Origin of the sequence: Sanguibacter keddieii DSM 10542, assembly GCF_000024925.1 — a bacterium.
GTDB classification, from domain to species: Bacteria; Actinomycetota; Actinomycetes; order Actinomycetales; family Cellulomonadaceae; genus Sanguibacter; species Sanguibacter keddieii.
In genome coordinates, this window is record NC_013521.1 from 3,755,422 (window position 1) to 3,779,910 (window position 24,489).

The window sequence follows — 24,489 nt, forward strand, 5'->3', positions numbered from 1 at the left end:
ACCGCACCAGCAGGACCCGCACCACCAGCACCACCAGCACGGAAGAAGAGGCCCGTCGCGAGAGCGACGGGCCTCTTCTGCACTGCCAGGTCGGACCGTGTCAGCCGAGGATCGGGTGCAGGATCCAGTACATGATCGCGGCCACGAGCGCGGCGGCCGGGATGGTGAGGACCCACGCGATGCCGATGTTCTTGGCGACGCCCCAGCGCACGGCCGAGAGGCGCTTGGTCGCGCCGACACCCATGATCGCCGAGGTGATCGTGTGGGTGGTGGACACCGGTGCGTGCAGCACGAAGGCGTTGACGTAGAGCACCACGGCCGACACCGACTCGGCGACAAAACCGCGGGCGGGGTCGAGCTCGATGATCTTGCGGCCGAGGGTCCGCATGATGCGCCACCCGCCCGAGTAGGTGCCGAGCGAGATCGCCGCGGCGGCGGCGAGCTTGACCCACAGGGGGATGCCGTCCTCCGCGTTCGCGAAGCCGACGGTCAGCAGCGCCATGTAGATGACACCCATGGTCTTCTGCGCGTCCTGGAGGCCGTGGCCGAGCGCCATCGCTGCTGCGGAAGCGGTCTGCGCGATCCGGAAGCGGCGGTTCGTCTTGCTCGGCGACGCCCGGCGGAAGATCCACAGCACCGCGACCATCACGAAGAACGCGAGGCCGAAGCCGATGAGCGGCGAGAAGATCATCGGGAGGACGACCTTGTCGACGATCGCCGACCCGTAGATCCCCAGGCCACCGGCCAGGCCGGCACCGACCAGGCCGCCGATGAGCGCGTGCGTCGAGGACGACGGCAGCCCGAACCACCACGTGATGAGGTTCCACGTGATCGCGCCGACGAGGGCGCACAAGATGACGACGAGGGCCGTGTGGTCTGGCGCCCCGTCGAGGTTGACGATCGACTTCGCGATGGTCTCGGCGACCTCGGTCCCGAGCAGCGCTCCCGCGAAGTTCATCACAGCCGCCATGATGAGCGCGGCGCGCGGGGTCAGCGCACGGGTCGAGACCGAGGTCGCGATCGCGTTGGCGGCGTCGTGGAATCCATTGGTGTAGTCGAAGCTGAGTGCGAGCGCGACGACGACAACTACGAGCGCGACCTCCACCGGAGTCAGGACTCCTTGAGGGCGATGGTCTCGACCATGTTCGCCACGGTCTCGAACGCATCGGCGGCGAGCTCGAGGGTCTCGACGACCTCCTTGAGCTTCATCAGCTGGATGGGGTCGGCGATCTCGTCGAACATCTGCGCGAGGAGCTTGCGGTGGATCTTGTCGGCCTGGTTCTCGAGGCTGTTGACCTCGACCCAGTAGTCGGTGAGGTCACCCATCGACCGCAGGTGCGGCATGGCGTCGGCGGTGAGCTCGGCGCAGCGCTGCAGCACCTGGATCTGGTCCGAGACGCGGGCGGGCAGCTCGTCGAGCTTGTAGAGCACGATGAGGTCGCCGGCCTCCTCCATGAAGTCCATGCAGTCGTCGAGCGCCGACGCCAGGCCCGAGATGTCGTCCCGGTCGAAGGGCGTGACGAAGGTCGAGTTGAGGCGGCGCATGATCGAGTGCGTCGCCTCGTCTGCGGCGTGCTCGACGTCGGCCAGCTTCTTGGCGATCGCCTTGCGGCCCGCCCGGTCGGCACCGAGCAGCTCGCTCAGGAGGTTCGCACCGACGACGAGGTGGCTCGCCGAGTCGGCGAGGAGATCGAAGAACGAGGTATCGCGCGGGGTGAGGCGCAGGCGCACAGCAGGCTCCGTTGGGGGGAAAGAGACGTTCACCGACAGTGAGTGACGACCGTGAAGCGACGTCGAGAGATCGACTGATCGTCCCCAGCGTAGGGCAGCGAAAAGGTGAACTCACAACTTCTCGGGTGTCCGGGGCGCAGACTCACGGTGAACACACAGGAGACCGACCGGCCGGTGAGACGAAGGTCCCACTTCTGCCCGGCGCGCAGAGGGGCCGTCGGTGGCCGCAGGTGGTGCTGCCTCGACCCGGCGACGGTGCTGGGGAGGTGCCTGGAGGGAGCCGGGGAGCTCCGTCCGGACGTGCTTCGAGGACGCCGGACCACGTAGCGCCTGACGGCGCGAAGGCCGCTCGTAGCGGCTTGTGTTGGAGCCCGGGGCCACAGTGGCCCGGCGTCGAGAACAACCCTACGCGCCCTCGCTCGATCATTCGAGTCGGTCGGCCCGCCACATGGTCGCGGCCTGCTCGAGCTCTTCGGCGGTGCGGGTCAGCGAGGCCGCGCCGCGCGTCAGGCGGGTCCCGCGGTCGCTGTCGACGAGGTCGACCGAGTCCGCGTCGAAGGCCGCCCCGACCGCCAGGATCCGGCAGAACGCCGCGGCTCGCTCGAGCGCGACCGCGAGGTCGCCGGCGAACACGCCCGAGAGGACCGCGTCGGCAACGGTCCGCACGTCCGAGGGCCCGGGCGGGCTGACCACCCCGGCGACGACCTCGTGCACGGGCGCAGCGTCAACCCCGAGCCGGAACCGCTCGGCCACGGTCGTCGGGTCACGGCGCACCCACTCGCGCAGGACGTAGAGCCGCCAGAGCGCTCCGGGCAACGTCTCGGCCGGGCTGTCGGCCCAGAGACCGGCCACCACGTCGAGCCCTTCGTGCTCGACGAGCCGGACCAGGCGGTCGACCACCTCGGGGTCCTCCTTGGCGCGCGCCCGGTGCACGATCGCGGCGGCGGTCGTGTGCGCGATCTCCCCCCGGAGCGTCGGGTCGAGGGACCCCGGGATCTCCTCGGCCGCGCGCGGGTCGAGCATCGCCGGACGGCGGGGCTGCGGGCGCCCGCCCACGGGACCAGGTGAGTCAGTCATGCAGACCAGTCTCGCCCCGGGACGGTCGGGTGCCAACCGTGAGCACACCCAAACGTACGAAGAGTCACTATCCTCGTAAAGCTGCTTGACAACCCAAATTGTTGATAACCACCTTATGGGACAAGGCGTCGAAGCCGACGCCTCGGCACAGAGGCCCTCGGGCCCCTGCACGGACCACGAGCACAGGCGCTCCAGCTGGTCCACCGGCACTCACAGCAGCGTCCGACAGGCCGACTGCCCGAGAGCCTCCCAGGTGATGGTTGTCCGTGGTGGACGCAGGTCGAGACCGGGCGCACAGATGCTCCCGACCAGACCTGCTCCGCCCCGCCCCCGCGCTCTCACCCCACCCTCCAGCTCCAAGGGAGAGACCAGAGATGAAGCACCGGAAGACGATCACACTCGCGTTGGCAGCCGCACTGATGGCTGCAGGCATGACGAGCGCACAGGCCGGCACGGGATCGATGAACTGCAACGTCAACTCGTCGTTCGCAGGACAGACACAGACGAGCTCCGCCAGGACATGGCAGTCGGCAGACCATGCGTGCGGTTCCGTCCAGGTCAACGCGAACTTCAGACGCCCTGGAGATCCCGTGACCATCCACCAGACAGGAGTGCGGAGCCATCACCGCTCTGTCGCGGTCTCACCCGGGGGTGTCCTCTCGGCCGTGCACTCCGTGACAAGGGCGCACTGGCCCTACGGTCACTCGTTTACGACGCGGGTTTGAACCCGACCCGTCGATCTCCGGCGGGCACCCCGTCCACAGACGGGGTGCCCGCCCCCCCTCGCCCGCACTGAGCTCTCTCCCTTCCCTTCTGCCGGAGACCCACATGAAAACCTGCCTCCTCATCGCCCTGCTGCTGCTCACGACGTCCTGCTCGTCGACGTCGCCGGACACCGGGCCGGACGGACGAACTGCCGAGCCTGAACGGTCTGCCGCGCAGACCCGCGCCGTGGAGACCGGCGAGGTCACCGCCGACGACTACGAGCAGGCCTTCCGCGAGTTCCAGGCCTGCATGGCCGACGGCGGCTACGAGGTCTCCGACAGCGGGATGACCGGCAACGTCTACGACTACTCCTTCCCGCAGGCAGCCACAGGCGCCGGAGTGTACGAGCCCTGCTACGAGTACCACTTCTCCGAGATCGACCTTGTGTGGCAGCTCGCCAACGAGGACTTCTCATACACCACGCAGCTCATCAAGAAGTGCCTCCTCGAACGCGGGATCGAACCGCAGGACACCTCACGAGAGGTCAATGCCCAGCTCGACGAGCACGGCATCTCCTTCGGTGACTGCTGACCTGGCCTCTAGACACCCACGAAGGACACTCATGCGATCTCGCACCGAGAGGCCGCCGCCACCAGCGCCACGGACCCGACTCTTCCGCGCTCTGGCCTTCACCGCGCCGCTCGTCGCGCTCTGGCTCGTGCCTGTGCTCGCACTGGCCGTCGTGGTGCCGCTCGCCACGTCACGGGAGGCCTCGTCGGTCGAGTCAGAGCTGCCGGTCACGGCGACGGTCGGGTCGCGGGAGGACGACTACCGCCAGACCGTCACCGCCACGTTCCAGGTCACGGCCCCCCACGACGTCGTCGTCCCGGCGGCCGGGCTCGTCACCGCGGTGCACGCGTCGCCCGGGCAGGTGCTGGCCCCGACCGACGCGGTGGTCTCCGTCGACGGCGCGGTGCTGCGCGCTCACGTGGCCGAGGCGCCGCTCTACCGCGAGATCGGCCCGGGCACGTCCGGCGCCGACGTCGAAGGGCTGCGTGACTACCTGGCAGCCGCAGGGTCGGAGACCACGCTCGGGCGAGGCGCGTCGTACAGCCCGAGCCTGCGGCGCGCGATCACCGCGTACCAGCGCGCCAACGGGTTCCCCGCGGACGGGGTCTTCCAGCCGTCGTCCGTGGTGTTCGTCCCTGCCGGGTCGCCGTCCGTGCAGTCGGTGCTGACGTCGGTCGGGGAGATGGTGGCCCTCGGTGACCCGGTGATCGCCGGGCCGGTGCTGCCGCTCTCGCTCACCCTCAGCGCCGAGTCGACGCTCCGGCTCGCCGGCAAGGACGGACCGTTCGCCCTCCTGCTCTCCGACGAGGAGGTCCCCGTAACCTCCCTGGCGCCGGCCCCCGAGGAGGTCCACGCGCTCCATGCCGCCCTCGTCTCTGCGGCGGAGCGCGGCACGGTCGACCTGACCACCGACGACACCACGCAGTCCTTCACCGGCCTCGTGCTCCACCTGCCCGACGCACCCGTGCGCGGCACCGTGCCCACCACCGCCGTCTACACCACGGCAGCCGGCACGCGGTGCGTGTTCAGCACGGACGAGACGCGCAGCACCGGCGTCGTCACCTCCGCCGATGCGATCCCGCTGACCGACGCGACCACGGTCGACGGCGAGATCGGCCTCGCCTCCGTCCCCGCGGACCTGGTCGGCCAGACCGTCGTCCGCAACCCCCGGTCGCTCCCCGGCTCCGTGCTGGACGACTGCGCATGAGACAGCTGGAGGTGCGTTTCGACTCGGTGTCCTTCGCCTTCGGGGACCGCGTGGTCCTCGACGGCTTCTCGGCGGTCCTGCACCCCGGTCAGGTCGGCGCGCTCGTCGGCCCGTCGGGCAGCGGCAAGTCCACCCTGCTCAACGCCGTCAGCGGGTTCGTCGCCCCGAGCGCAGGGGCCGTCTCGCTGCGCCGGGTCGACGACGGGACCGTCACCGGTCCCAGCCCAGAGCTCGTCGCGTGGGTCCCTCAGGGGGCGAACTGCCTCGGTGCGCGCAGCGCGCTCGACAACGTCATGCTCGGACCGCTGGGCGACGGGCAGCCTCTCCCCGCGGCTCGCCGCACCGCGCACGACGCCCTCGACCGGGTCGGCCTCGCCGACCGTGCGTCGTCGCTGGCGCGCACGCTCTCCGGCGGGGAGCTGCAGCGCGTGAGCCTCGCACGGGCCCTCGCGTCGTCGAAGCCGATCATCCTCGCGGACGAGCCCACCTCGAGCCTCGACGCGGCCAGCACCGAGGTCGTCGCCGCACTCCTCCACTCGCTGAGCGTCGACGCGACCGTGGTGGTCGCCACGCACGACCCGCTCCTCATCGCTGCCGCGAGCTACGCCGTCGACATCCGGAGGCGCAGCCGTGCAGCATGACCGGTGGTCGCTGACCATGCTGGTCCGCGAGGCGGTGAAGAACGTCCTCTCTCCGGCCGCCAGGATGTTCCCGGTGCTCGCGGTGGCGGTCCTCCTCGGCGCCGGGCAGACCGCCCTCGTAGTGCACCAGGCTGACGCGCTCGGTTCCACCCTCGACGACCTCGGCCTCGCCGGACGCAACGTCGTGGTGCTCACGCCGCCCGCGTCGGATGCCGTCAGCACCGTGAGCCGCACCTCCTGCGACGGGCTGACCCGGTACGACCAGGTGCAGGCCGCAGGTCTGGTCGGACGCGCCGAGCGGACCGACCTTGTCGAGCTCGGCTCGTTCGTACCGCTCCAGCCGGTCAGCGACACGCTCCTGCCTCTGCTCACCACGCACGACGCCGTGGTCGGCGCGGCGCTCTGGCCCGACGCCGACGCCGACGAGTCGATCGTGCTCGTCACCGCGAGCGGGCAGGTGCTCCAGGCGGCGCTAGGTCCACCGGTACCCGCAGGGATCTCCACTGGGGCCGCACTCGGCGTCCCACTCGACCCCACGACGACCACGGGCGACCACTGCGTCGTGGTGCTCGACCCCTACCTGCCGGTCCAGGAGTCCCGGCAGGTAGTGCTGTCCGAGCTGCAGCTCGTCGGCGAGCCCTTGGTCGCGACGTCGCCGTACAGCGAGACCGTCGACGTCGTCGCACGACACCTGGCCCGCACCGAGAGGTTCCTCCCCGGTGCGGTCGCCGTCCTCGCAGGTTTCACCGCACTGGCCCTGAGCAGGCTCCGGTCGAGCGAGCTCGCGGCGTACCGGCTCTCCGGGACGTCTCGGCGGTCCCTCGCGACGATGCTGCTGCTGGAGCAGATGATCGTCGCAGGCTTCTTCGTCACGTCGGGCACCACCGCAGCACTCGTCCTCGGGACGCACCTGCGCGACCCCGCCGTCCCGGTCCTCTGGGCGGTCGTCGGCGGTCTGGCCTGGGTGGTCTGCGCCGGGACCGCTGCCTCCGCAGCCGTGCTCCGCCGGGCCTCGGACCTCGCCAAAGACCGGTGAGGCCCACCCCAGGCGCAGCGGCGGTGCCGCGCCCGGTGTCCACGAGGCCACCCGCGTCGAGATCCCGCCACCCGGGCCGACGTGACGATCGCCTCACCCGTCCGGTGCACGGTTCTGCTCCTCGCGCCGATATCGTCTCGCGTCGTTACAGTGAAGATCACCCAGAGGTCCTGTGGCCGCGACGCCTGCGCCGCCGACCGCCGTGACCACGAACGCACAGCGGAGGCAGCGATGACCACGTCGTCGGCAGGACAGTCAGGCAAGGCGGGTGACGGGGGCCAGGCTCCTCCGGACAGCCCAGAGACGAAGGCCGCGCACCGCAAGGCGATCACCCTCGCCGTGTCGGCGGCGGTCGGCGGGTTCCTCTTCGGCTTCGACAGCTCGGTGATCAACGGCGCCGTCGACGCCATCGAGAAGGACTTCGAGCTCAGCTCGACGCTCGTCGGCTTCTCCGTGGCGGTGGCCCTCCTCGGCTGTGCGCTCGGCGCCTGGTACGCCGGTCGTCTGGCGGACCGTTGGGGACGGCCGCGCGTCATGCTCGTCGGCGCGATCATGTTCCTCGTGTCGGCGGTGGGCTGCGGCTTCGCCTTCGCCGTGTGGGACCTCATCCTCTGGCGTGTGGTCGGCGGCATCGGCATCGGCATCGCGTCGGTGGTGACACCGGCGTACATCGCGGAGATCTCCCCGACCGCGATCCGCGGCCGTCTCGCGTCGCTCCAGCAGCTCGCCATCACCATCGGCATCTTCGCCGCGCTGCTCTCGGACCAGCTGTTCGCCGAGACGGCCGGCCCGGTCGCAGACGGCGCCCCGATCGCCATGGGCGCGAGCCTCTTCGGCCTCGACGCGTGGCGCTGGATGTTCCTCATCGCGGTGGTCCCCGCCGGCATCTACGCGTGGGTGGCGCTGACCGTCCCCGAGTCGCCGCGCTACCTCGTGGGCAAGGGCAAGATCGACGAGGCCCGCGCCGTGCTGCGCTCGGTCCTCGGGCCGGTCGACCTCGACGCGAAGGTCGACGCCATCGAGGCGTCGGTCACCCGGGACGCCAAGCTGGAGAAGCAGGCGTCGCTCAAGGGCCCACGCTTCGGCCTGCTGCCGATCGTGTGGGTCGGCATCCTGCTGTCGGTGTTCCAGCAGCTGGTCGGCATCAACGTGATCTTCTACTACTCCACGACGCTGTGGCGCTCGGTCGGCTTCGACGACTCGCAGTCCTTCACCGTCTCGACCATCACCGCCGTGACGAACGTGGTGGTGACCTTCGTCGCCATCGCGCTCGTCGACAAGATCGGCCGCAAGCCGCTGCTGCTCGCCGGGTCTGCCGGGATGACGGTGTCGCTGGTGATGATGGCGATCGCCTTCACGCAGTCGACCGGTTCCGGTGACGACGTCACGCTCGCCGGCTCCTGGGGCACCATCGCCCTCGTCGCGGCGAACGTGTTCGTCGTGTCCTTCGGGGCGTCGTGGGGCCCCGTGGTGTGGGTGCTGCTCGGCGAGATGTTCCCCAACCGCATCCGCGCCTCGGCCCTCGCGATCGCCGCGGCAGCCCAGTGGCTCGCGAACTTCGCGATCACCGTGAGCTTCCCGCCGCTGTCCGAGAACCTCGGCCTGCCCTTCACCTACGGCATGTACGGCACCTTCGCCCTGCTGTCCTTCGTGTTCGTGCTCGCCAAGGTCAAGGAGACCCGCAACCGCGACCTCGAGGACATGGAGGACGACGTCAAGGTCTGACGCCTCCGGCACCGCTGACGACGCGAGGCCCGCCCCCTCACCGGGGACGGGCCTCGCGTCGTCTGCTGTACGGGCTCCCGGCAGGCCCCGGGTCAGGGGCGGTGTCGTGGTGCCGGTCTCGTCAACGGACCACGGCCAGGGGGTTCGCGCCGAGCGCGGCGATGATCGCCCACGCGGTGCTCCCGGTGTGCAGCGACGAGTACACGAGGTCGCCGAACCCGGAGTCGAGGTTGTCCGACGACGCCGACGGGACGCCCATGCCGTCGGCGTACGGACCCGAGGCCTGCGCGAGCCACACGGAGTCGAGGAGCGCCGCGGCCTGCGCGGCCTCGCCGTGGGCGTCACCGGTCTCGGTCGAGCGGACGGTGAGCGCCGCGGCGAGGTGCGCCGTGCCCTCGAGCCACACCTTGTCGGTGCTCGCCACGTGGCAGACCGTCACGCCGTGCACGTCGCCGTCGTGCGCGGCGAGGTGCTCGGCGGCCCAGTCGAGGGACCCGGCGTAGGCGGGGTCGCGCAGCGCGAGGTACGTCCAGCTCTGCGCGTCCTCGGCGATGGGGTGCACGTTGGGGGTCACGCCGTCGTCGACCGTGCCGACGAGGAAGTACCCGCCCTCGGGCACCCACAGCGACTCGACGAAGGCGCGCGCGTCGGCGGCACGGTCGGCCCACTCCGCGTCGGCGGTGACCCGTGCGAGCTCGCTGAAGAACGTGTAGCAGTCGGTGTTGTGCTCGGTCGAGCGCCAGGTGAGCACGCGGCCGTCCTCGCCGCGCCCGCCGGAGAAGGCGGGCAGGCCGCGGTCGTCGTAGGTGGTCGACACGACGGTCCGGGCGAGCCGGAGGGCTGCCACGAGGAACCTGTCGTCGTCGACGGCGGAGTGCAGCGCGAGCAGCGCGATGCCGACCCAGGCCTGGTTCCCGGTGGTCGCGGCGTGCGAGGCGATCCGGGGCAGCCCGGCGTCGTCGACGGACAGGCTCGCCATGTAGGAGTTGCGGAACAGCCCGTCGAGCTCGGCGTCACCCTCCTGGAGCGTCACGAGGACGTCGCCGACGGTCGTGGCGCGCTCGACGTCTGCCGCGGAGCCGCGGGCGAGGTAGGCCAGGACCACCAGGGCGCAGTCGTAGGAGAACGCGACGTCGAAGCCGATGGATCCGAGGTACCCGCGGGAGTAGCTGCGCGGCAGCGCGCGGCTCGCCGGCGGTGCGGGCGTGCCGGGCAGGACGGGCTCGGCGAGCGGGACGAGGGCGTCGAGGAACGCGAAGGCCGCGTCGACGCCCGGGGCGGACGGCGCGACGAGCGGGGCGTCAGCCACGGCGGACTCGGTCCTCAACCCGTGGGCGACGAAGGGTGCTGCGGCGGCGAGCGCAGCGAACTGGAGCACCGTCCGTCGTTCGATCCGTGCCATGTGCGTCTCCTGTGGTGCGCGGGCGGCGAGGTCGTCGTCCGCCCGCTCCTGCGGCTGTGGTGTGCATCAGTGACCTATCGGCCGACGTGGGCGTGGCATGAGCGCCGCGGGCCTGTCGGAGCGGGTGGAAACCTGCGTCGCCGTGCCGGGGCTGCCGACGACCTCGCAGGTCAGGGGCGAGCAGAAAGGTACCCCGGGCGGGCGCACGACGCGCGTCGAGATGCTGCCTCCCCGGGTGTCGGCATCGGTGCGCGAGGTCACAGCAAGACCTCGCGGAAACTACTTGCATTCTGCAAGCAACAACTTAGGATGGAGGAGTTGCAGAGGAGAAGACATGATCGACAGCCACGCGGTGCAGGACATGCTCCGTGCGCTCGACGAGTTCGGACGGGCCCAGCGTGAGATCGGCGCCCGCCTCGCCCGCTCGATGGACCTGCCCCGGGCAGGCATCGGCATCCTGCGCTACCTGTACGCGACGGCCGAGCCGGTCTCCGTCGGCTGCGCCGCGCAGCACCTGCGGGTCGACCTCTCGGTCGCCAGCCGTCAGGTCAGCGCGCTGGTCGACGCGGGCCTCGTGCGCCGCACGGTCGACGACGGCGACCGCCGCTCGCGCTCGATCGAGCTGACCGAGACCGGCCACGCGCGCGTCGACGAGCTCAAGGACCACGTCACCGCGCTCATGACCGACATGTTCTCCGACTGGGACCCCCACGAGCTGTCCGCCGCGACGGACCACATGGCGGCGCTCGCCCGCACGATCGCCGACCACCAGGACGAGACGCCTGCCCCGACGCAGGGCGGCTCGCCGCACGACCTACAGACTGTTTGACGTAAAGGAACCCTCATGAGCAAGACCACCGAGACCGGCAGCGCGCCGGTCACCACCGGGGACGAGCACGTCCCTGGTGAACCCCAGCAGATGTCGCACCGCCAGGTGCTCGAGGCCCTCTCCGGGATCCTCCTCGGCATGTTCGTGTCGATCCTCGCCACCTCCGTGGTGTCGTCGTCGCTGCCCGTCATCCTCGCGGACCTCCAGGGCACGCAGACCGCCTTCACCTGGGTGGTCACCGCGACGCTGCTCACCACCACCATCAGCACCCCGATCTGGGGCAAGCTCGCCGACCTGGTGAACCGCAAGACGCTCATCCAGATCGCCCTCGTCATCACCGTGATCTCGGCCGCCCTCGCCGGCGCCTCGCAGAGCTCGGGCACGCTCATCCTCTTCCGCGCCTTCCAGGGCATCGGCGCCGGTGGCCTCACCGCCCTCGCCACCGTGCTCATCGCCGACATCATCTCCCCGCGCGAGCGCGGCAAGTACATGGGCCTCATGGGCGCCATCATGGCCGTCGGCATGGTCGGCGGACCGCTCCTCGGCGGTGCGCTCACGGACAGCGTCGGGTGGCGCTGGAACTTCTTCGTCGGGATCCCCTTCGCGATCGCCGCGATCATCACGCTGCAGCGCACCCTCAAGCTCCCGCCGATGCCCAAGGTCCGCGTCCGCCTCGACTACTGGGGCGCGTTCCTGCTCTCCGTCGGCATCTCTGGGCTGCTGCTCTGGGTGACCTTCGCGGGCGACCAGTTCGCGTGGGGTTCCTGGCAGTCGGTCGCGATGGCCCTCGGCTCGGTCCTCGTGCTCGTCCTCGCCGTCTGGGTCGAGAGCCGCGTCGAGGCCCCGATCATCCCGCTCAGCCTCTTCCGCAACCGCACGGTCGTGCTCGCCGTCATCGGCAGCGCCGCGGTCGGCATCGCGCTCTTCGGCACCTCGGTGTTCCTCAGCCAGTACATGCAGGTGGCCCGCGGCAAGTCCGCGACCGTCTCCGGCCTGCTGACCATCCCGATGATCGCCGGGCAGTTCATCGCCTCGACCGGCATCGGGACGCTCATCACCCGCACCGGGCGCTACAAGCGCTTCATGCTGGTCGGCGCGGTCTCGCTCACGGTGGGTCTCGCTCTGATGGGCACCATCGACTACCACACCAACATGGCGCTCATCGGGGTCTACCTGTTCGTCGTCGGTGTCGGTATGGGCATGCTCATGCAGAACCTCGTGCTCGCCGCGCAGAACACCCTCTCCCCGCAGGAGATGGGCACCGGGACCGCGACCATCGCGTTCTTCCGGACGCTCGGCGGTGCCATGGGTGTCGCGGTGCTCGGCGCCATCCTCGGCTCGCGCATCACGACCGACGTCACCGCCGGCCTCAAGAGCCTGGGCGTCGAGGGCGGTGGGCTGAGCGGAGGGACCATCCCCGACGTGAGCACCCTGCCGGCACCGGTCCGTGACGTCGTCGAGAAGGCCTACGGCGCCGGAGTCGCCGAGATCTTCCTCATCGCCGCCCCGCTCGCGCTCATCGCGCTCATCGCGGTGATCCTGCTCAAGGAGATCCCGCTCGGCACCAAGTCCGGTGTCCAGCAGCGCCTCGAGGAGATGGGCCACGACGCCGCCGACACGGCAGGTGCCGTGCGCAGCGACGAGGACATCACGGCCGACGAGGCCGAGGTGCGCTCCGGTGAGACCGCCGCTGACGAGGCCGCCCGCGAGGACGCCACGGCGAGCCGAGGCCCGAAGGGCTGACGCACCGCAGCAGAGCACCACACAGCTCAGCACAGCAGCACCTCGAGCAGACGAGGCCCGGACCGACACACGGTCCGGGCCTCGTCTGCGTCGCGGCGGCCCACTCGGCGGCACTCTGCGGACGCGGAGGCGACCGGGCGCCAGGGTCGTTCGTGAGAGGCTCCTGAAAGAAGTCTGGACGTCCGTGTCACACCGGCGCGGGTCCGGACACTGACCGGGGTGAGCGACGCACCCGGCGTCGCCCAGGACGAGAGGAGCGGGTTCGCCCGTCCCGATGACCACACTCCCCACCTCCTCGGTCACGGACCCGTCACCGTGACGGCCCGCCACCAGCCCGAGGCGCACGCCCGCCTCGAGGCCCTCTACGACGAGCACGCGCGGTCCGTGCTGCGCTACGCGCGTCGGCGCCTGCCCCGCGAGGACGCCGAGGACGTCGTGTGCGACGTGTTCCTCGTCGCCTGGCGACGGCTCGACGACATCCCGGAGCTCGAGCTCGCGTGGCTGCTCGGCGTCGCCCGGCGGACCGTCGCGAACCGGCTGCGGTCCGAGCGCCGCTCCGGCGACCTCCTCTCACGGGTCCGGCTGCACGCCCGCCGGTCCGTCCCCGACCACGCACCGTCCGTCGACACGGGCGACCAGATCAGCCGGGCGTTCCAGCAGCTCTCGACGACCGACCAGGACGTGCTGCGCCTCGTCGTCACCGAGGGGCTGACCTCCGCAGAGCTGGGCGTCGCCCTCGGCTGCTCGACCAACACCGCCTCGACGCGCGCACGGCGCGCACGCGAACGCCTCGCGGCCCTCCTCGGGCCCGACGCCGACGAGGTCGCCGAGGACGACGACCGGCCAGGCACAGCCGACCCGGCAGGCCCGCGGACGACGCGCGACCGCACCCACGACGAGAGGATCCCCCATGGACAGCAGGCCTGACCCCCGTCTCGACCCGGCGACCCCCGTCGCCGACGACTCCGACCTGGACGCCGTGAAGCGCCGGCTCCTCACCAGCATCGGCACGTCCGCCCCGAACGGCGCACGCCGGCAGCGCCGCGCCCTGGCCGGCGGAGGCGCCCTGCTCGGGATCGGGGCGCTCGGCGTCGCCCTCGCCGTCGGGCTGCCGGGCAGCAGCGACCCTGCCCCGCTGGCCGACGACGGCGTGGTCCGCCCGACCGGCGACGCCTCCCCCACCTCGCCCGAGAGCCCGGCACCGAGCGGCGGCGAGGCCGAGATCGTCTCGACCACCCTGCTGCTCGAGCAGAGCCTCGTCGCCCTGGCCGCGCAGGACGAGCTGAACGTGGTCATGACGACCCGGGACCAGACGATCACCGAGGGAGAGGTCGTCAGAGAGTCGTACCAGCGCACCGTGACCTCACCCAGCGGCTCGCCGCACGTCATCACGGTGCTGCCCGAGAGGCGCGTGCCCTCTGCTCTCGACGACTACGCACCGGAGGAGGTGTACGCGTTCTCGGAGGAGCAGAACGTCGCGCTCATGCGCGAGGTCGTCGCCGGCTATGCGGGGAACGGCCTCCAGGACGAGCCTGTCGACCTGGACGGGTGGGTCGCGTCCTTCGGGACGCTGCACGAACCAGACGGGATGTGGGGCAGCTACTCGGTCGACCGCGACCTCGGGATCTGGGCCGCGAGCTACTCGGCAGAGCCGGCAGAGTCGCTGACCGGCACCGGCGAGGTCGACGAGGACGGCAACGTGGAGTGGGGACCGCTCACCAACGTCCTGACCGCACGCATCGACGGTGTGCGGGCGCTGGCGGCCGAGATCGTGTCCGGGGAGGGCACCAGCTGGGTGCTGGTCGAGGGCAGCCAGCGGTCCGAGACGATCGACGGCCACGCCGCCACCTGCTTCGCCTACGAGGACGCTGACGCGGCGGGCCCCGACACCCGGGAGCCGATCGTGTTCCTCGGCGACTCCCAGGAGATCTGCGTGGACGACGAGTCAAAGCTCCCCCTGCGCAGCAGCACCGTGACACGCATGCACCCCTACGCGGGCATCTCGCCCCAGCTCGCCGACGTCGACGGAGGCACCACCTACTCGACCACCTTCGAGTGGTTCCCCGTCACCGCCGACGACTCGTGGCTGTTCCAGGTGGACACGGAAGGCCTGGAGGAGGTGACGATCAACGACTTCTACACGACGTCGCAGTACTTCGCGACGTACTGACACGGCTGGCACAGCCCTGCTGGCACAGCCCTGCTGGCACGACAGAGCCCACCGGCCCTCGAGGTATCTCCCTCGGGCCCGGTGGGCTCTGTCTGTCTTACGTCTGTCGCGCTGCGCTCAGGCGGTCTTGCCGTCCTCGAAGGTCAGCGAGATCGAGTTCATGCAGAACCGCTCGCCCGTGGGGGTCTGCGGCGCGTCGTCGAACACGTGCCCCAGGTGCGAGCCGCAGCGGGCGCAGCGCACCTCGGTGCGGACCATCCCGAGGGTGCGGTCCTCGATGAGCTCGACGGCGTCGGAGTCCTGCGGCGCGAAGAAGCTCGGCCACCCGCAGTGGGCGTCGAACTTGGTGTCTGAGCGGAACAGCTCGGCGCTGCACGCACGACAGCGGAACACACCCTCGCGGTTCTCGTGCAGCAGCTCACCGGTCCCGGGGCGCTCGGTGCCGGCCTGGCGCAGCACCTGGTACTCCTCGGGGCTCAGCTCGTCACGCCACTGCTCGTCGGTCTTGGTCACTTCATAGGACATGGGTCCACCTCCGCACGGATCAACTGCTCACCAGCCTGCGGCATTCCCGCGGGCGCCGCGACCTGGTCCGGGAACCGGGCCAAGACTCGTGGGTCAGAGTCAGGTGCGACGGAGACCGTCGAGCAGGAGGTCGGCTGCGGCGTGGAGTGCCGCGGGCGGCACTCCGTCGAGCAGCTGTGTGGAGACCCCCAGCACGAAGGAGTGCACGAGGACCGCTGACACCTCCACGTCGATGTCGGCGCGGACGCTGCCACCGTCGCGACCTCGACGCAGGCACGCCTCGACACCAGCCCGGTCCTGCGCTCGTCGAGCCGCGACGGCGCGGCGCGCGGCGACGTCGTCGTCTCCGCCTGCTCCGACGGTCGCCGAGAGCGTGACGAGGCACCCGCCCGGGTGCGCCGGGTCGGACTGCATCTCGACCGTCCCGTGGAGCATCTGGCCGAGGGCGTCGAGCGGGTCGAGGGTCGGGTCGCCGACGAGGTCGCTGACCCGCCCCGGTCCGGCGACGTAGTGCTGGACCGCGCGTTCGAACAGCCCCTCCTTCGACCCGAAGGCGCCGTAGAGGCTCGCGGCGGACAGACCCGTCGCCGCCCGCAGCTGGGCGATCGAGGACGCCTCGTACCCGTGGCGCCAGAACACCTGCATCGCAGCGTCGAGCACGTCGTGCTCGTCGAAGGTCCTCGGTCGTCCCTGCCGTGCCATCTCAGTCCTCTCGGATCGCTGCGCGTTCTTTCGGATCGCTCGTTCCAGTTTGACACACCAGAGTCGTCTCCTCACTATGGGAACGTTCATTCCATAAATCGAGAAGAGTCGACGTGACCGCCCCTGCACCTGAGCCCGCAACCTACCGACAGCCGGAGGTCGAGCACCGCCTCCCGGTCCTCGCCCTCGCCCTGATGGCCCTCAGCGGGTTCATCATCATTGTGACCGAGACCCTCCCGGCAGGCCTCCTCCCCCAGCTCGCAGAAGACTTCGAGGTCAGCGACGGCACCGCCGGCCAGCTCATCACCACGTACGCGCTCGGCACAGTGGTCGCCGCGATCCCGACGATCGCGATGACGCGCGGAGCGCCCCGCAAGCCTCTGCTCGTCGTGGGGATGCTCGGCTTCCTCGTGTCCAACACGCTCACAGCCCTCGCCCCGACGCTCGCGCTCGCCCTCGCCGTGCGCTTCGTCGCCGGGGCGTTCTCCGGCCTGGTCTGGGGCATGCTCGCCGGCTACGCACGCCGCGTCGCCGCCCCCGAGCACGCGGGCCGCGCCGTCGCGATCGCGATGGCGGGCACCCCGGTCGCCCTCTCGGTCGGGACACCGCTCGGCGCGTGGCTCGGCTCTGCCGTCGGCTGGCGGTGGTCCTTCGCCGCCGTGTCGGCGCTCACCGTGGTCGTCGTCCTGCTGGTGCTCGCGCACGTCCCGGACGCCCCGGGACAGCGGGCAGGGTCTCGGCTCCCGCTCGGCCGTGTGCTCGTGATCCCCGGTGTGGCCGTGGTCCTCGGCGTGGTGTTCACCTGGATGCTCGCGCACAACCTGCTCTACTCGTACATCGCCCCGTACCTCGAGGGAGCGGGCGTCGGGCTCCGCCCCGACCTCGTCCTGCTCGTCTTCGGCGTCTCCGCGCTCGTCGGCATCGGGGTCACGGGGAGCCTCGTCGACCGGGCGCTCCGTGGGCTCGCCCTCGCGAGCACCGCGACCTTCGTCGTCGCCGGTGCGCTGCTGCTCGCCCTCCCCGGCTCGCCGCTGGCGACGGTCGTCGCCGTCGTCCTGTGGGGTGTCGCGTTCGGCGGGTCCGCGACCCAGCTGCAGACCGCCGTGGGGGACGCAGCCGGTGAGAGCGTCGACGTGGCCAACGCGATGCTCACGACCGCCTTCAACCTGGCGATCTTCGGTGGCGGAGCGCTCGGTGCGCTCCTCGTCGACGGCAGGGGACCCGCGGCGCTGCCCGTCGCGATGGTCGGGTTGTCCGCGGTCGCCCTGCTCGTCGTCGCCCTCGGCAGGACGCACGCCTTCCCGCGACGCTAGAGCACCCTGCCCCCAGACAGGCACGAGGCCCGTCGGTCGTGACCGACGGGCCTCGTGCTGCGCAGCCTCAGGCCGCGTCGTGCTGTGGTGGGACGCGTCCGCTCGCGCTGGGCTCAGCCCTGCGCGCGACGGCGTCCGCGGGAAGCGCCGGAGCGGCCGCCACCGGTCGACGCGCCGCTGCCGGCTGCCGCCTGCTGGCCACCACCGGAGGAGCGACGCCCGGACCCGCTGCCGCCACCGGCGGAGGGGGTGCTCGTGGAGTAGGTGGTCACGCCACGGCTCGAGCCGCCGCGTCCGCCGCCTGCCGACGCACCGCCGCGGGAGGACCCGCCGCGCGCGCCGCCACGGGCCTCGCCCGAGCCGCCGGCCGAGGAGCCGCCGCGACCGGAGCGGCCACGGCCTCCGCCGCCACCACCCTGGCGCTGCTGCGGCTGCTCCTGCACGGGAGCCGGGGTCACGTAGTCGGCGACCTCGCCGATCAGGTCGGTCACGAGCGCGTCGCCCGGGACGACCTTGCGGGGCTGGGCGTTGATCTTCGCCTGGCGGGTGAGGTCGCGGACGTCCCCACGCTGCTCGGGGAGCATGATCGTCACGACGTCGCCGCCGGAGCCCGCACGGGCGGTACGGCCCGAGCGGTGCGTGTACGCCTTGTGCTCGGCGGGCGGGTCCACGTGCACCACGAGGCTGACCTCGTCGACGTGGATGCCGCGGGCCGCGATGTCCGTCGCGACGAGCACCTTGACGGCGCCGCTCGAGAACGCCTCGAGGTTGCGCTCGCGCGCACCCTGGCCGAGGTTGCCGTGCAGGTCGACGGCGGGGATGCCGTCGGCCGTGAGCTGCTTGGCCAGCTTCTTGGCCTGGTGCTTGGTGCGCGTGAAGAGGACGCGCTTGTCCACACCGGAGGCGAGCTCACGGATGACGTCGCGCTTCGCGGCGGCGTCGGCCACCTCGAAGATGTGGTGGCTCATGGTCGAGACGTGCGAGTCCGCGCTGTCGACCGAGTGGCTCGTCGGGGCGTCCATGTAGCGCTTGACCAGCTGGTCCACACCGTTGTCGAGCGTCGCCGAGAACAGCAGGCGCTGCCCCTTGGAGGGGGTGCGGTCCATGATGCGCTTGACGCCGGGGAGGAACCCGAGGTCGGCCATGTGGTCGGCCTCGTCGAGGACGGTGATCTCGACGTCGTCGAGGGACAGCAGGCCCTGGCCGAGGAGGTCCTCGAGGCGGCCCGGGCAGGCGATGACGATGTCGACGCCCCCCTGGAGCGCGGTGACCTGACGGCTCTGCGCGACGCCACCGAAGATGGTGGTCGTCTTGAGGCCGAGGAGCTTGGCGAGCGGCTCCATGGTCGCGTTGATCTGGTTGGCGAGCTCACGCGTCGGGCACATTACGAGGCCGCGCGGGCGGGCCGGCCGACGACGTCCGCCGTCGGCCGCGAGGCGCGTGACGGTCGGGAGCGAGAACGCGAGGGTCTTGCCGGAGCCGGTGCGGCCGCGGCCGAGGACGTCGCGGCCCTCGAGGGTGTCGCCGAGCGTCGCCGACTGGATCGGGAACGGGGCGGCGATGCCGTTGTCGGCGAGGTAGCTGATGATCGGGGCCGGCAGCGCGAAGTCGTCGAACGACGTCGCGAGCGGGGCCGCCGGGGCCGCGGCCACGGGGGCTGCTGCGGCGGGAGTGCTGCTGGCCGGTGCGCCGGCAGGCCGCTGGCCTGAACGGTTCCGGGTACGGGAGGATGCGGGCGCGCCGGAGCGCTGGGAGTTCGTCAAGGGTTGCCTTATCTCTTGGCGCCGTCGGGCTGTTCCCTCGACGCTCGGTGCGCGTGATGTCGCGCTGCCTCCTCCCAGTCTCTCACGAGAGGGGCGTGGACTGTCTGGAGATCGTGTGATGTGACGAGCGACTCGCCTGGTCGGCCGGTACCCGTGTGGTCCAATGCTCGGGTGTCGATCCTCTCCGAGATCTGGTCCCGAGCGACCGAGCAGCTGCCCGCCCCCGACCAGAGCGTCGTGTGGGTCACCGCCGCCGTCGCCCTCGCGATCGTCTGCTTCCGCCCCACCTGGCGGCTGTCGCGGCACGTCGTGACCATCGCCCACGAGGGCGCGCACGCCGTGGCCGCGCTCGTCACCGGGCGCCGCCTCAGTGGCATCCGGCTGCACTCCGACACCTCGGGCCTCACCCTGTCATATGGCAAGCCACGTGGCTTCGGCATGATCCTCACGGCCCTCGCCGGCTACGTCGGGCCGGGTCTCGTCGGGCTCGGGGCGGCGTTCATGCTGCGCCAGGGCTACGGGGTCGGGCTGCTGTGGCTGCTGATCCTCGTGCTCGCCCTCATGCTGCTGCAGATCCGCAACTGGTTCGGGCTGCTGTCGATCCTGGTGAGCGCCGTCGTGCTCGTGGGTGTCTCCTGGTACGCCAGCACCGAGTGGCAGCTGGCCGTCGCCTACCTGGTCACCTGGTTCCTGCTCATCGGGGCACCGCGACCGGTGCTCGAGCTCCAGGCCCAGCGCCGACGCGGCAAGGCACGGACCTCCGACGCCGACATGCTCGCCGGACTCACGCCCTTCCCCGGTCTGTTCTGGGTCGGGGTGTTCCTCGTGGTGACCGTCGGCGCGCTGGTGCTCGGGTCCTGGTGGATCGGCCTCTGGTCCATCGAGACGCTGCCGCGGCTCTGAGGGCGGCGGTCCCGCCGACGATGCTCACGACCGAGCCGGGGCGGGCATGAAGATGCCCCGGTCACCGTCCCAGGGGGGTGGTGAGGCGACCGGGGCACCTAGCGCCGTGCGGGCGGACCCGCCCGGCGCAGCTCAGGATGTCAGGTCACGCCTGCTGCGGCGTGAGGCTGAAAGCAGTCGACGCGCCGTTGGGCTCGGCGTCGAGGCTGAGGTCGGAGAGGACCGTCGAGGTCACCTTCTCCACGAACACGTGCGTCGAGCCGAGGTCGATGACCTCGTCCTCGGTCTTGGCCTCGGTCACGAGGGCCAGGTCGAAGTCACCGGGCGTCCCCTCGGCAGCGGCGATCCGCAGCCCGCCGTCAGCGGGCAGCTCGGCCTGCGTGGCGAGGTCGACGACGGCCTGTCGGGCATTGTCAGTCAGAGTCAGCATGCTGGTCTCCTGGGTGTTGCCGGGCACTCCCGGACCGTCGAGACGCATGGGTGTCGCGTCGTTCGACGACCCGTCGTGGAGTCATTCGGACCACTCCACCGAATCAAGTCCCCGGGGGCCACGCAACCCAGGAGGACGCCACGGTCTGCCATGACGGCGGTGTGGACGCGCTCTCAGCCCCGGCATCGTGGGGCTGACGAGCAGTTGTGAAACTTCTGCGCCGAGACCACCCCTCAGGACCCGGTTCGCACCCAGACCACCCGACCGCGTAACCTGTCGCTGGCGCGTCGCAACGGTCGACGTCGGCCAGCGCTGCCCGCACGAGCACGCAGGACGACCCGACAGCCAGGCACGCCAGGGGCCTCTAGCTCAGTTGGCAGAGCATCGGACTTTTAATCCGCGGGTCGTGGGTTCGAGCCCCACGGGGCCCACCACGCACCACCCGCCAGGATCGTTGCGATACCAACGACTTCCACCGGCTCAGCGAGGCGCGAGGACCGCCACTGGGCACAGATGTGGCGCAACCTCAGGTCATGGCCGCTTTTCTGATCGAGTACAACCGTCGCACCAGCGACTGGTCGGTGACCCAGTTCCTCTCCGACACAGGTCACCGCGACGCGATCAAGCTGCGTTTCGAGCGGGAGCGCGTGCGGACCGACGCCGACATCGAGATCGTCTCGCTGGTGAGCGACTCCCTCGAGACGATCAAGAAGACGCACTCACGCTACTTCGCCGGTCGCGAGCTCGTCGCCTCCTGACACGCGGTGCACGACCGGCCCCGCGCTGTACCGGGACGATGCGGCGTCACCTGCGCTCGCGTCAGTACCCGACCGCTGCGACGCCGAACTCTGCCTCGGTGACGCTGAACCCCTCGAAGACGAGCTGGTCGATCAGCCCTTGGCGGGAGAACGCGCTGTAGTCGAGGTAGCTCTGCGCCGACTCGGCGGCCTGCGCGTTCCAGTCCGGGGCGATGTGGTCGACCGCGAAGGTGGCGTCGTCGGTCGAGAAACCCTCGAACTCGAGCTGTCCGATGAGGCCGGTCCGTGAGAACGCGCTGTAGTCGAGATAGCTCTGCGCCGACCCGACGGCGTTCTGCTGGGAGAGCGAGAGGTCCGGCGCTGGGGCCTCAGCGGGAGGGGCGGCCTCGACGGGCTCCTCCGTCACGGTCGCGACCGGCTCCTCGGGGACCGCTGCCTTCGCCTCCTCTACCTCGGTCTCGAGCTCACCGACACGAGCCTCCGCGGCCTCGAGCGACGCCTTGAGGTCGTCGACCTCGGAGGTGTCGGCCGGTGTCGTCGAGGCTGCAGCGGTCGGCTCGTCGGCCGGTTCTGACGAGCCGCTGCCTCCGATACCCACCCCGACGAGCAGCGCGACGACGCCGACGACGGTCGGGAGGACCCAGCGTCGGGACTTCTTCACCGGCGCACCGCCCGGTCCGGTGCCGCCCGGCCCGAAGGCCGCTCCGGGATCGCCAGGTCCTACCGGTCCCACAGGACCCGGCCCGGCGAAGCCAGGAACTCCGGCAGAGGTGGGGACGGGCGCGGTCGCCGGCGCCCAGGGAGCCGGGGGCACGGGCGGTGGTGGGACGTGTCGGTCGTCGGCGCTCATGTGGTTCTTCCCCCTGCGTGCTGTGGATGTCTCTCGGAGCGTAGCGGCGCCGCGATGCTGCGAGGCCAGGACGAGCGCACTGGCCGCGACGAGCCCGTCGCCTCGACGCCCGGGGGCTTGGCCTAGGGCTGGGGTTGGGTACGACGCACCACCTGCTACCGTGCAGTATCTGCACGTGTCTTCCGACGGCGTGGACTCGACCACCAGAAGGGAGCCCTCCGATGCGCGCACCGACCACCTTCTCGATGTTCCGGTCTGCGCACTCCGCGGCACTCGCGTGGGAGATCCTGACCGCGAGCACCCCGCAGACCATCACCGAGCTCGCCGCGAAGGTGGGCGTGGACCGGACGACCGCGTCGCGCGCGTGCGACGAGCTCGAGGTGGACGGCCTCGTGTCCAGCACGCGCCTCGGACGCGCGCGGCTCGTCCGAGGGCGGCCCGACACGCCTGCGGTGCGTCCCCTCGTGGAGCTGCTCGAGGCGACGATGGAGGTCCCGGCGATCATCTCCTCGGCCTTCACCGACGTCCGAGGGATCACAGAGATGCGAGTCTTCGGATCCTGGGCAGCGCGCGTCAGCGGAATCCCAGGGCCGCCCCCGCACGACATCGACCTGCTGGTCCGTGTCGCCAACGCGGCGCCCAGGGAGATCGACGCCGCAGTGCGCACAGCGACGCAGCGTCTCGGGACACCGGTGAGCCCCACCCTCGTCGATGCTCACGAACCGAGCGAGGGCGGACGAGCGCTCCTCCAGGCGCTGAGCTCCAAGCCCTCCGTCCGCGTCGTGCACGCCCCGCAGGACGCGCTCGCCGGCCCACCCGCCGACCTGAGCAGCCTCGACGACTTCATCGCACGCATCCCTCCGCCGCGAGACTGATATCCAGCAGAACCCAGAGCTCCCGACGGCCCCCGGACGTCGAGTCGCACCATCTGACGCCGCTCTTGCTCAGCTGCAGCGGATCATCACGACCGAGGTCGCCAATGCGATTCACGATATGCGAGCCGGTCGGAACGACAGCCAGTACGGGTACACCGCCCCGGACAAGACGTCCGACCAGGCGCAGCAGGCGATCGACATCGCGTCGAAGGTGCACCAGCTCGTCTCTCGAGCGACCCAGGCTGGTGTCGTGCCGCAGTGGGATGCTCACGACCGATGACGAGCCTCAGCTGACCGTGGACGGCACACCGTCTACCCGAAGGCTGCCGGATCAGCCCTTGCCCAGCTCCTCCGCGAGCATCACGATAATCCCGCTCGGACCGCGCACGTACGTGAGCCGGTAGACGTCCTCGTAGGTCGCGACCCCGCGCAGCGGTACGTAGCCGTGCCGGGCCACCACCTCGAGGGCGGCGTCGAGGTCGTCGACGGAGAAGGCGACGCGGTGCATCCCGATCTCGTTCGGGCGGGTCGGCTCCGTCTCGATCGCGTCCGGGTGGATGTACTCGAACAGCTCGATGCTCCCCTGCCCGTCGGGCGTCTGGAGCACGGCGATGTTGGCATGGTTGCCGTCGAGGTCGACGGCGGTGTCAGCCCACTCCCCGCTGACCGTGTCGCGTCCCACGAGCGTCAGCCCGAGGTCGGTGAAGAAGGCGATCGTCGCGTCGAGGTCGCGCACGGCGATGCCGACGTTCTCCAGCTTGATGCTCATGCGTCTGACACTAGCGAGTCCCGGAGGTCCCGCCCGGTGTGCGCGTCCGCGCAGCCGCAGTCGTGCACACACCACCGGGGCGTGCGGCTCAGGCGCAGGAGCTCTCGTCGACCATGGTGAGGGTGTCGGCGGTCTGGCGTCCCTCCGTCGGCGCGCCGTCGTCGACCGTGAAGGTCGCCTCGGCGAGGATGCTCTCCTCCGGCGACGGCGCCATCTCGCACCGCACCACGACGGAGTAGGTGCCGGCCGGCCGGTCGGGCTCGACGACGTCCAGGTGGTACGGCGTGCGGTCAGGGTTCATGAGGTCCGTGACGATCCACCCCACCTGACGCTCGTCGACCCCCGCGCCGACCAGCACCTCGTACGCCTGACCGGTCTGCCGGACCAGGATCTCCGGGACCGCCGGGACGTCGAGCACGAGGACGACCTCGTCCCCCGACAGGAGCGTCTCGCCAGCGCGCGGCTCCTGCGTGAAGACGTCGAGCTCGCCGTCTGGAGCCACCTCGACGTTCTGCCAGGACGCCGCAGCCCCCAGGCCGACCTTCTCGAGCTCCGCGAGAGCCGACGCCCCGTCCATGCCGATGACGTCAGGGACCTCGACGGACGCCCGCTCGGTCTCCGTCTCCTCGGGAGGCTCGGTCGGCGTAACCGACGGCGACACCGACGCGGTCCCGCTCTCGGGCCCCTCCTCGGACGAGCACCCGGCGAGGAGCAGCCCGGCGGCGACGAGCACTGCGGCAGCGCGAAGAGTCATGCGGACGAGGG

Annotated in this window: 25 protein-coding genes and 1 tRNA gene; 15 read left to right on the forward strand and 11 right to left on the reverse strand. The window is 71.0% G+C overall.

Annotation, left to right across the window (positions count from 1 at the left end; all coding sequences use genetic code 11):
- Window positions 1–100: 100 nt before the first annotated feature.
- From SKED_RS16475 to SKED_RS16485, 3 genes are all read right to left on the reverse strand, one after another.
- Window positions 101–1,105: an inorganic phosphate transporter gene (locus tag SKED_RS16475; RefSeq protein WP_012868317.1), complete on the reverse strand. Its 1,005-nt coding sequence runs from the start codon at window positions 1,103–1,105 to the stop codon at window positions 101–103.
- Between the two features lie 5 nt (window positions 1,106–1,110).
- The gene (locus tag SKED_RS16480; RefSeq protein ID WP_012868318.1) at window positions 1,111–1,731 is read right to left on the reverse strand and encodes a DUF47 domain-containing protein; all 621 of its coding nucleotides are present in this window, start codon (window positions 1,729–1,731) and stop codon (window positions 1,111–1,113) included.
- 423 nt (window positions 1,732–2,154) lie between these two features.
- On the reverse strand, window positions 2,155–2,754 hold the full coding sequence (locus SKED_RS16485; protein ID WP_012868319.1) for a hypothetical protein: 600 nt from the start codon (window positions 2,752–2,754) through the stop codon (window positions 2,155–2,157).
- A gap of 882 nt (window positions 2,755–3,636) precedes the next feature.
- Here SKED_RS16485 and SKED_RS20125 point away from each other — a divergent pair.
- The 5 genes from SKED_RS20125 (at window position 3,637) to SKED_RS16510 (ending at window position 8,692) form a co-directional block, all read left to right on the forward strand.
- Window positions 3,637–4,104, forward strand: coding sequence for a hypothetical protein (locus SKED_RS20125; RefSeq protein ID WP_012868320.1), 468 nt, complete (start codon window positions 3,637–3,639; stop codon window positions 4,102–4,104).
- A gap of 31 nt (window positions 4,105–4,135) precedes the next feature.
- A complete protein-coding gene (locus tag SKED_RS16495; protein ID WP_012868321.1) occupies window positions 4,136–5,290 on the forward strand; it encodes a peptidoglycan-binding domain-containing protein in 1,155 nt (384 codons plus the stop codon).
- Window positions 5,287–5,931 (forward strand): ABC transporter ATP-binding protein, encoded by a 645-nt coding sequence (locus SKED_RS16500; protein WP_012868322.1) that lies wholly within the window; start codon window positions 5,287–5,289, stop codon window positions 5,929–5,931. The genes SKED_RS16495 and SKED_RS16500 overlap by 4 nt, the downstream gene beginning before the upstream one ends.
- Window positions 5,921–6,967, forward strand: a complete 1,047-nt coding sequence (locus SKED_RS16505; protein WP_042438154.1) for a hypothetical protein — start codon at window positions 5,921–5,923, stop codon at window positions 6,965–6,967. Before SKED_RS16500 ends, SKED_RS16505 begins: the two co-directional genes overlap by 11 nt.
- A gap of 231 nt (window positions 6,968–7,198) precedes the next feature.
- Window positions 7,199–8,692: a sugar porter family MFS transporter gene (locus tag SKED_RS16510; protein WP_012868324.1), complete on the forward strand. Its 1,494-nt coding sequence runs from the start codon at window positions 7,199–7,201 to the stop codon at window positions 8,690–8,692.
- 121 nt (window positions 8,693–8,813) lie between these two features.
- On the opposite strand, the gene SKED_RS16515 is transcribed toward SKED_RS16510, so the two are convergent.
- Window positions 8,814–10,094 (reverse strand): hypothetical protein, encoded by a 1,281-nt coding sequence (locus SKED_RS16515; protein ID WP_012868325.1) that lies wholly within the window; start codon window positions 10,092–10,094, stop codon window positions 8,814–8,816.
- Window positions 10,095–10,428: 334 nt separating this feature from the next.
- Between SKED_RS16515 and SKED_RS16520 the strand changes: the two genes are divergently transcribed.
- From SKED_RS16520 to SKED_RS16535, 4 genes are all read left to right on the forward strand, one after another.
- The gene (locus tag SKED_RS16520; RefSeq protein ID WP_012868326.1) at window positions 10,429–10,923 is read left to right on the forward strand and encodes a MarR family winged helix-turn-helix transcriptional regulator; all 495 of its coding nucleotides are present in this window, start codon (window positions 10,429–10,431) and stop codon (window positions 10,921–10,923) included.
- A 15-nt stretch (window positions 10,924–10,938) separates the two neighbouring features.
- Window positions 10,939–12,666, forward strand: a complete 1,728-nt coding sequence (locus SKED_RS16525) for an MDR family MFS transporter (protein WP_012868327.1) — start codon at window positions 10,939–10,941, stop codon at window positions 12,664–12,666.
- Window positions 12,667–12,885: 219 nt separating this feature from the next.
- Window positions 12,886–13,593, forward strand: coding sequence for an RNA polymerase sigma factor (locus SKED_RS19200; RefSeq protein ID WP_052293907.1), 708 nt, complete (start codon window positions 12,886–12,888; stop codon window positions 13,591–13,593).
- Complete coding sequence (locus SKED_RS16535) at window positions 13,577–14,836, forward strand: hypothetical protein (protein ID WP_012868329.1); 1,260 nt, start codon at window positions 13,577–13,579, stop codon at window positions 14,834–14,836. The genes SKED_RS19200 and SKED_RS16535 overlap by 17 nt, the downstream gene beginning before the upstream one ends.
- 117 nt (window positions 14,837–14,953) lie before the next feature.
- On the opposite strand, the gene msrB is transcribed toward SKED_RS16535, so the two are convergent.
- Both msrB and SKED_RS16545 read right to left on the reverse strand, forming a co-directional pair.
- Window positions 14,954–15,361 (reverse strand): peptide-methionine (R)-S-oxide reductase MsrB, encoded by a 408-nt coding sequence (msrB, locus tag SKED_RS16540; RefSeq protein ID WP_042438157.1) that lies wholly within the window; start codon window positions 15,359–15,361, stop codon window positions 14,954–14,956.
- A gap of 99 nt (window positions 15,362–15,460) precedes the next feature.
- Window positions 15,461–16,063, reverse strand: coding sequence for a TetR/AcrR family transcriptional regulator (locus SKED_RS16545; protein WP_012868331.1), 603 nt, complete (start codon window positions 16,061–16,063; stop codon window positions 15,461–15,463).
- Between the two features lie 113 nt (window positions 16,064–16,176).
- Here SKED_RS16545 and SKED_RS16550 point away from each other — a divergent pair, with 113 nt between their 5' ends.
- Window positions 16,177–17,376 (forward strand): MFS transporter, encoded by a 1,200-nt coding sequence (locus SKED_RS16550; RefSeq protein WP_012868332.1) that lies wholly within the window; start codon window positions 16,177–16,179, stop codon window positions 17,374–17,376.
- 113 nt (window positions 17,377–17,489) lie between these two features.
- Here the strand turns inward: SKED_RS16550 and SKED_RS16555 are convergent, their stop codons facing one another.
- On the reverse strand, window positions 17,490–19,028 hold the full coding sequence (locus tag SKED_RS16555; RefSeq protein WP_012868333.1) for a DEAD/DEAH box helicase: 1,539 nt from the start codon (window positions 19,026–19,028) through the stop codon (window positions 17,490–17,492).
- A 282-nt stretch (window positions 19,029–19,310) separates the two neighbouring features.
- Here SKED_RS16555 and SKED_RS16560 point away from each other — a divergent pair, with 282 nt between their 5' ends.
- Window positions 19,311–20,042 carry a M50 family metallopeptidase gene (locus SKED_RS16560; protein ID WP_012868334.1) on the forward strand — a complete coding sequence of 244 codons (732 nt, stop codon included), beginning with the start codon at window positions 19,311–19,313 and terminating at the stop codon, window positions 20,040–20,042.
- A 145-nt stretch (window positions 20,043–20,187) separates the two neighbouring features.
- Here SKED_RS16560 and SKED_RS16565 read toward each other — a convergent pair whose 3' ends face one another.
- Window positions 20,188–20,472, reverse strand: coding sequence for a Fe-S cluster assembly protein HesB (locus tag SKED_RS16565; protein WP_042439590.1), 285 nt, complete (start codon window positions 20,470–20,472; stop codon window positions 20,188–20,190).
- 358 nt (window positions 20,473–20,830) lie between these two features.
- Here SKED_RS16565 and SKED_RS16570 point away from each other — a divergent pair.
- Both SKED_RS16570 and SKED_RS16575 read left to right on the forward strand, forming a co-directional pair.
- Window positions 20,831–20,906: transfer RNA gene (locus tag SKED_RS16570), tRNA-Lys, on the forward strand.
- 99 nt (window positions 20,907–21,005) lie between these two features.
- Window positions 21,006–21,230: a hypothetical protein gene (locus SKED_RS16575; protein ID WP_012868336.1), complete on the forward strand. Its 225-nt coding sequence runs from the start codon at window positions 21,006–21,008 to the stop codon at window positions 21,228–21,230.
- A 61-nt stretch (window positions 21,231–21,291) separates the two neighbouring features.
- Here SKED_RS16575 and SKED_RS16580 read toward each other — a convergent pair whose 3' ends face one another.
- On the reverse strand, window positions 21,292–21,891 hold the full coding sequence (locus tag SKED_RS16580) for an Ltp family lipoprotein (protein WP_012868337.1): 600 nt from the start codon (window positions 21,889–21,891) through the stop codon (window positions 21,292–21,294).
- Between the two features lie 410 nt (window positions 21,892–22,301).
- Here SKED_RS16580 and SKED_RS19205 point away from each other — a divergent pair, with 410 nt between their 5' ends.
- Together SKED_RS19205 and SKED_RS20385 are read left to right on the forward strand one after the other, a co-directional pair.
- Window positions 22,302–22,955 (forward strand): winged helix-turn-helix domain-containing protein, encoded by a 654-nt coding sequence (locus tag SKED_RS19205; RefSeq protein WP_012868338.1) that lies wholly within the window; start codon window positions 22,302–22,304, stop codon window positions 22,953–22,955.
- A 118-nt stretch (window positions 22,956–23,073) separates the two neighbouring features.
- A complete protein-coding gene (locus tag SKED_RS20385; protein WP_012868339.1) occupies window positions 23,074–23,235 on the forward strand; it encodes a hypothetical protein in 162 nt (53 codons plus the stop codon).
- A gap of 51 nt (window positions 23,236–23,286) precedes the next feature.
- Here SKED_RS20385 and SKED_RS16590 read toward each other — a convergent pair whose 3' ends face one another.
- Entirely contained in the window at window positions 23,287–23,724 is a 438-nt protein-coding gene (locus tag SKED_RS16590) for a VOC family protein (protein ID WP_012868340.1), read from the reverse strand.
- Window positions 23,725–23,812: 88 nt separating this feature from the next.
- On the reverse strand, window positions 23,813–24,478 hold the full coding sequence (locus SKED_RS16595) for a PASTA domain-containing protein (protein WP_143755805.1): 666 nt from the start codon (window positions 24,476–24,478) through the stop codon (window positions 23,813–23,815).
- Window positions 24,479–24,489 lie beyond the last annotated feature (11 nt).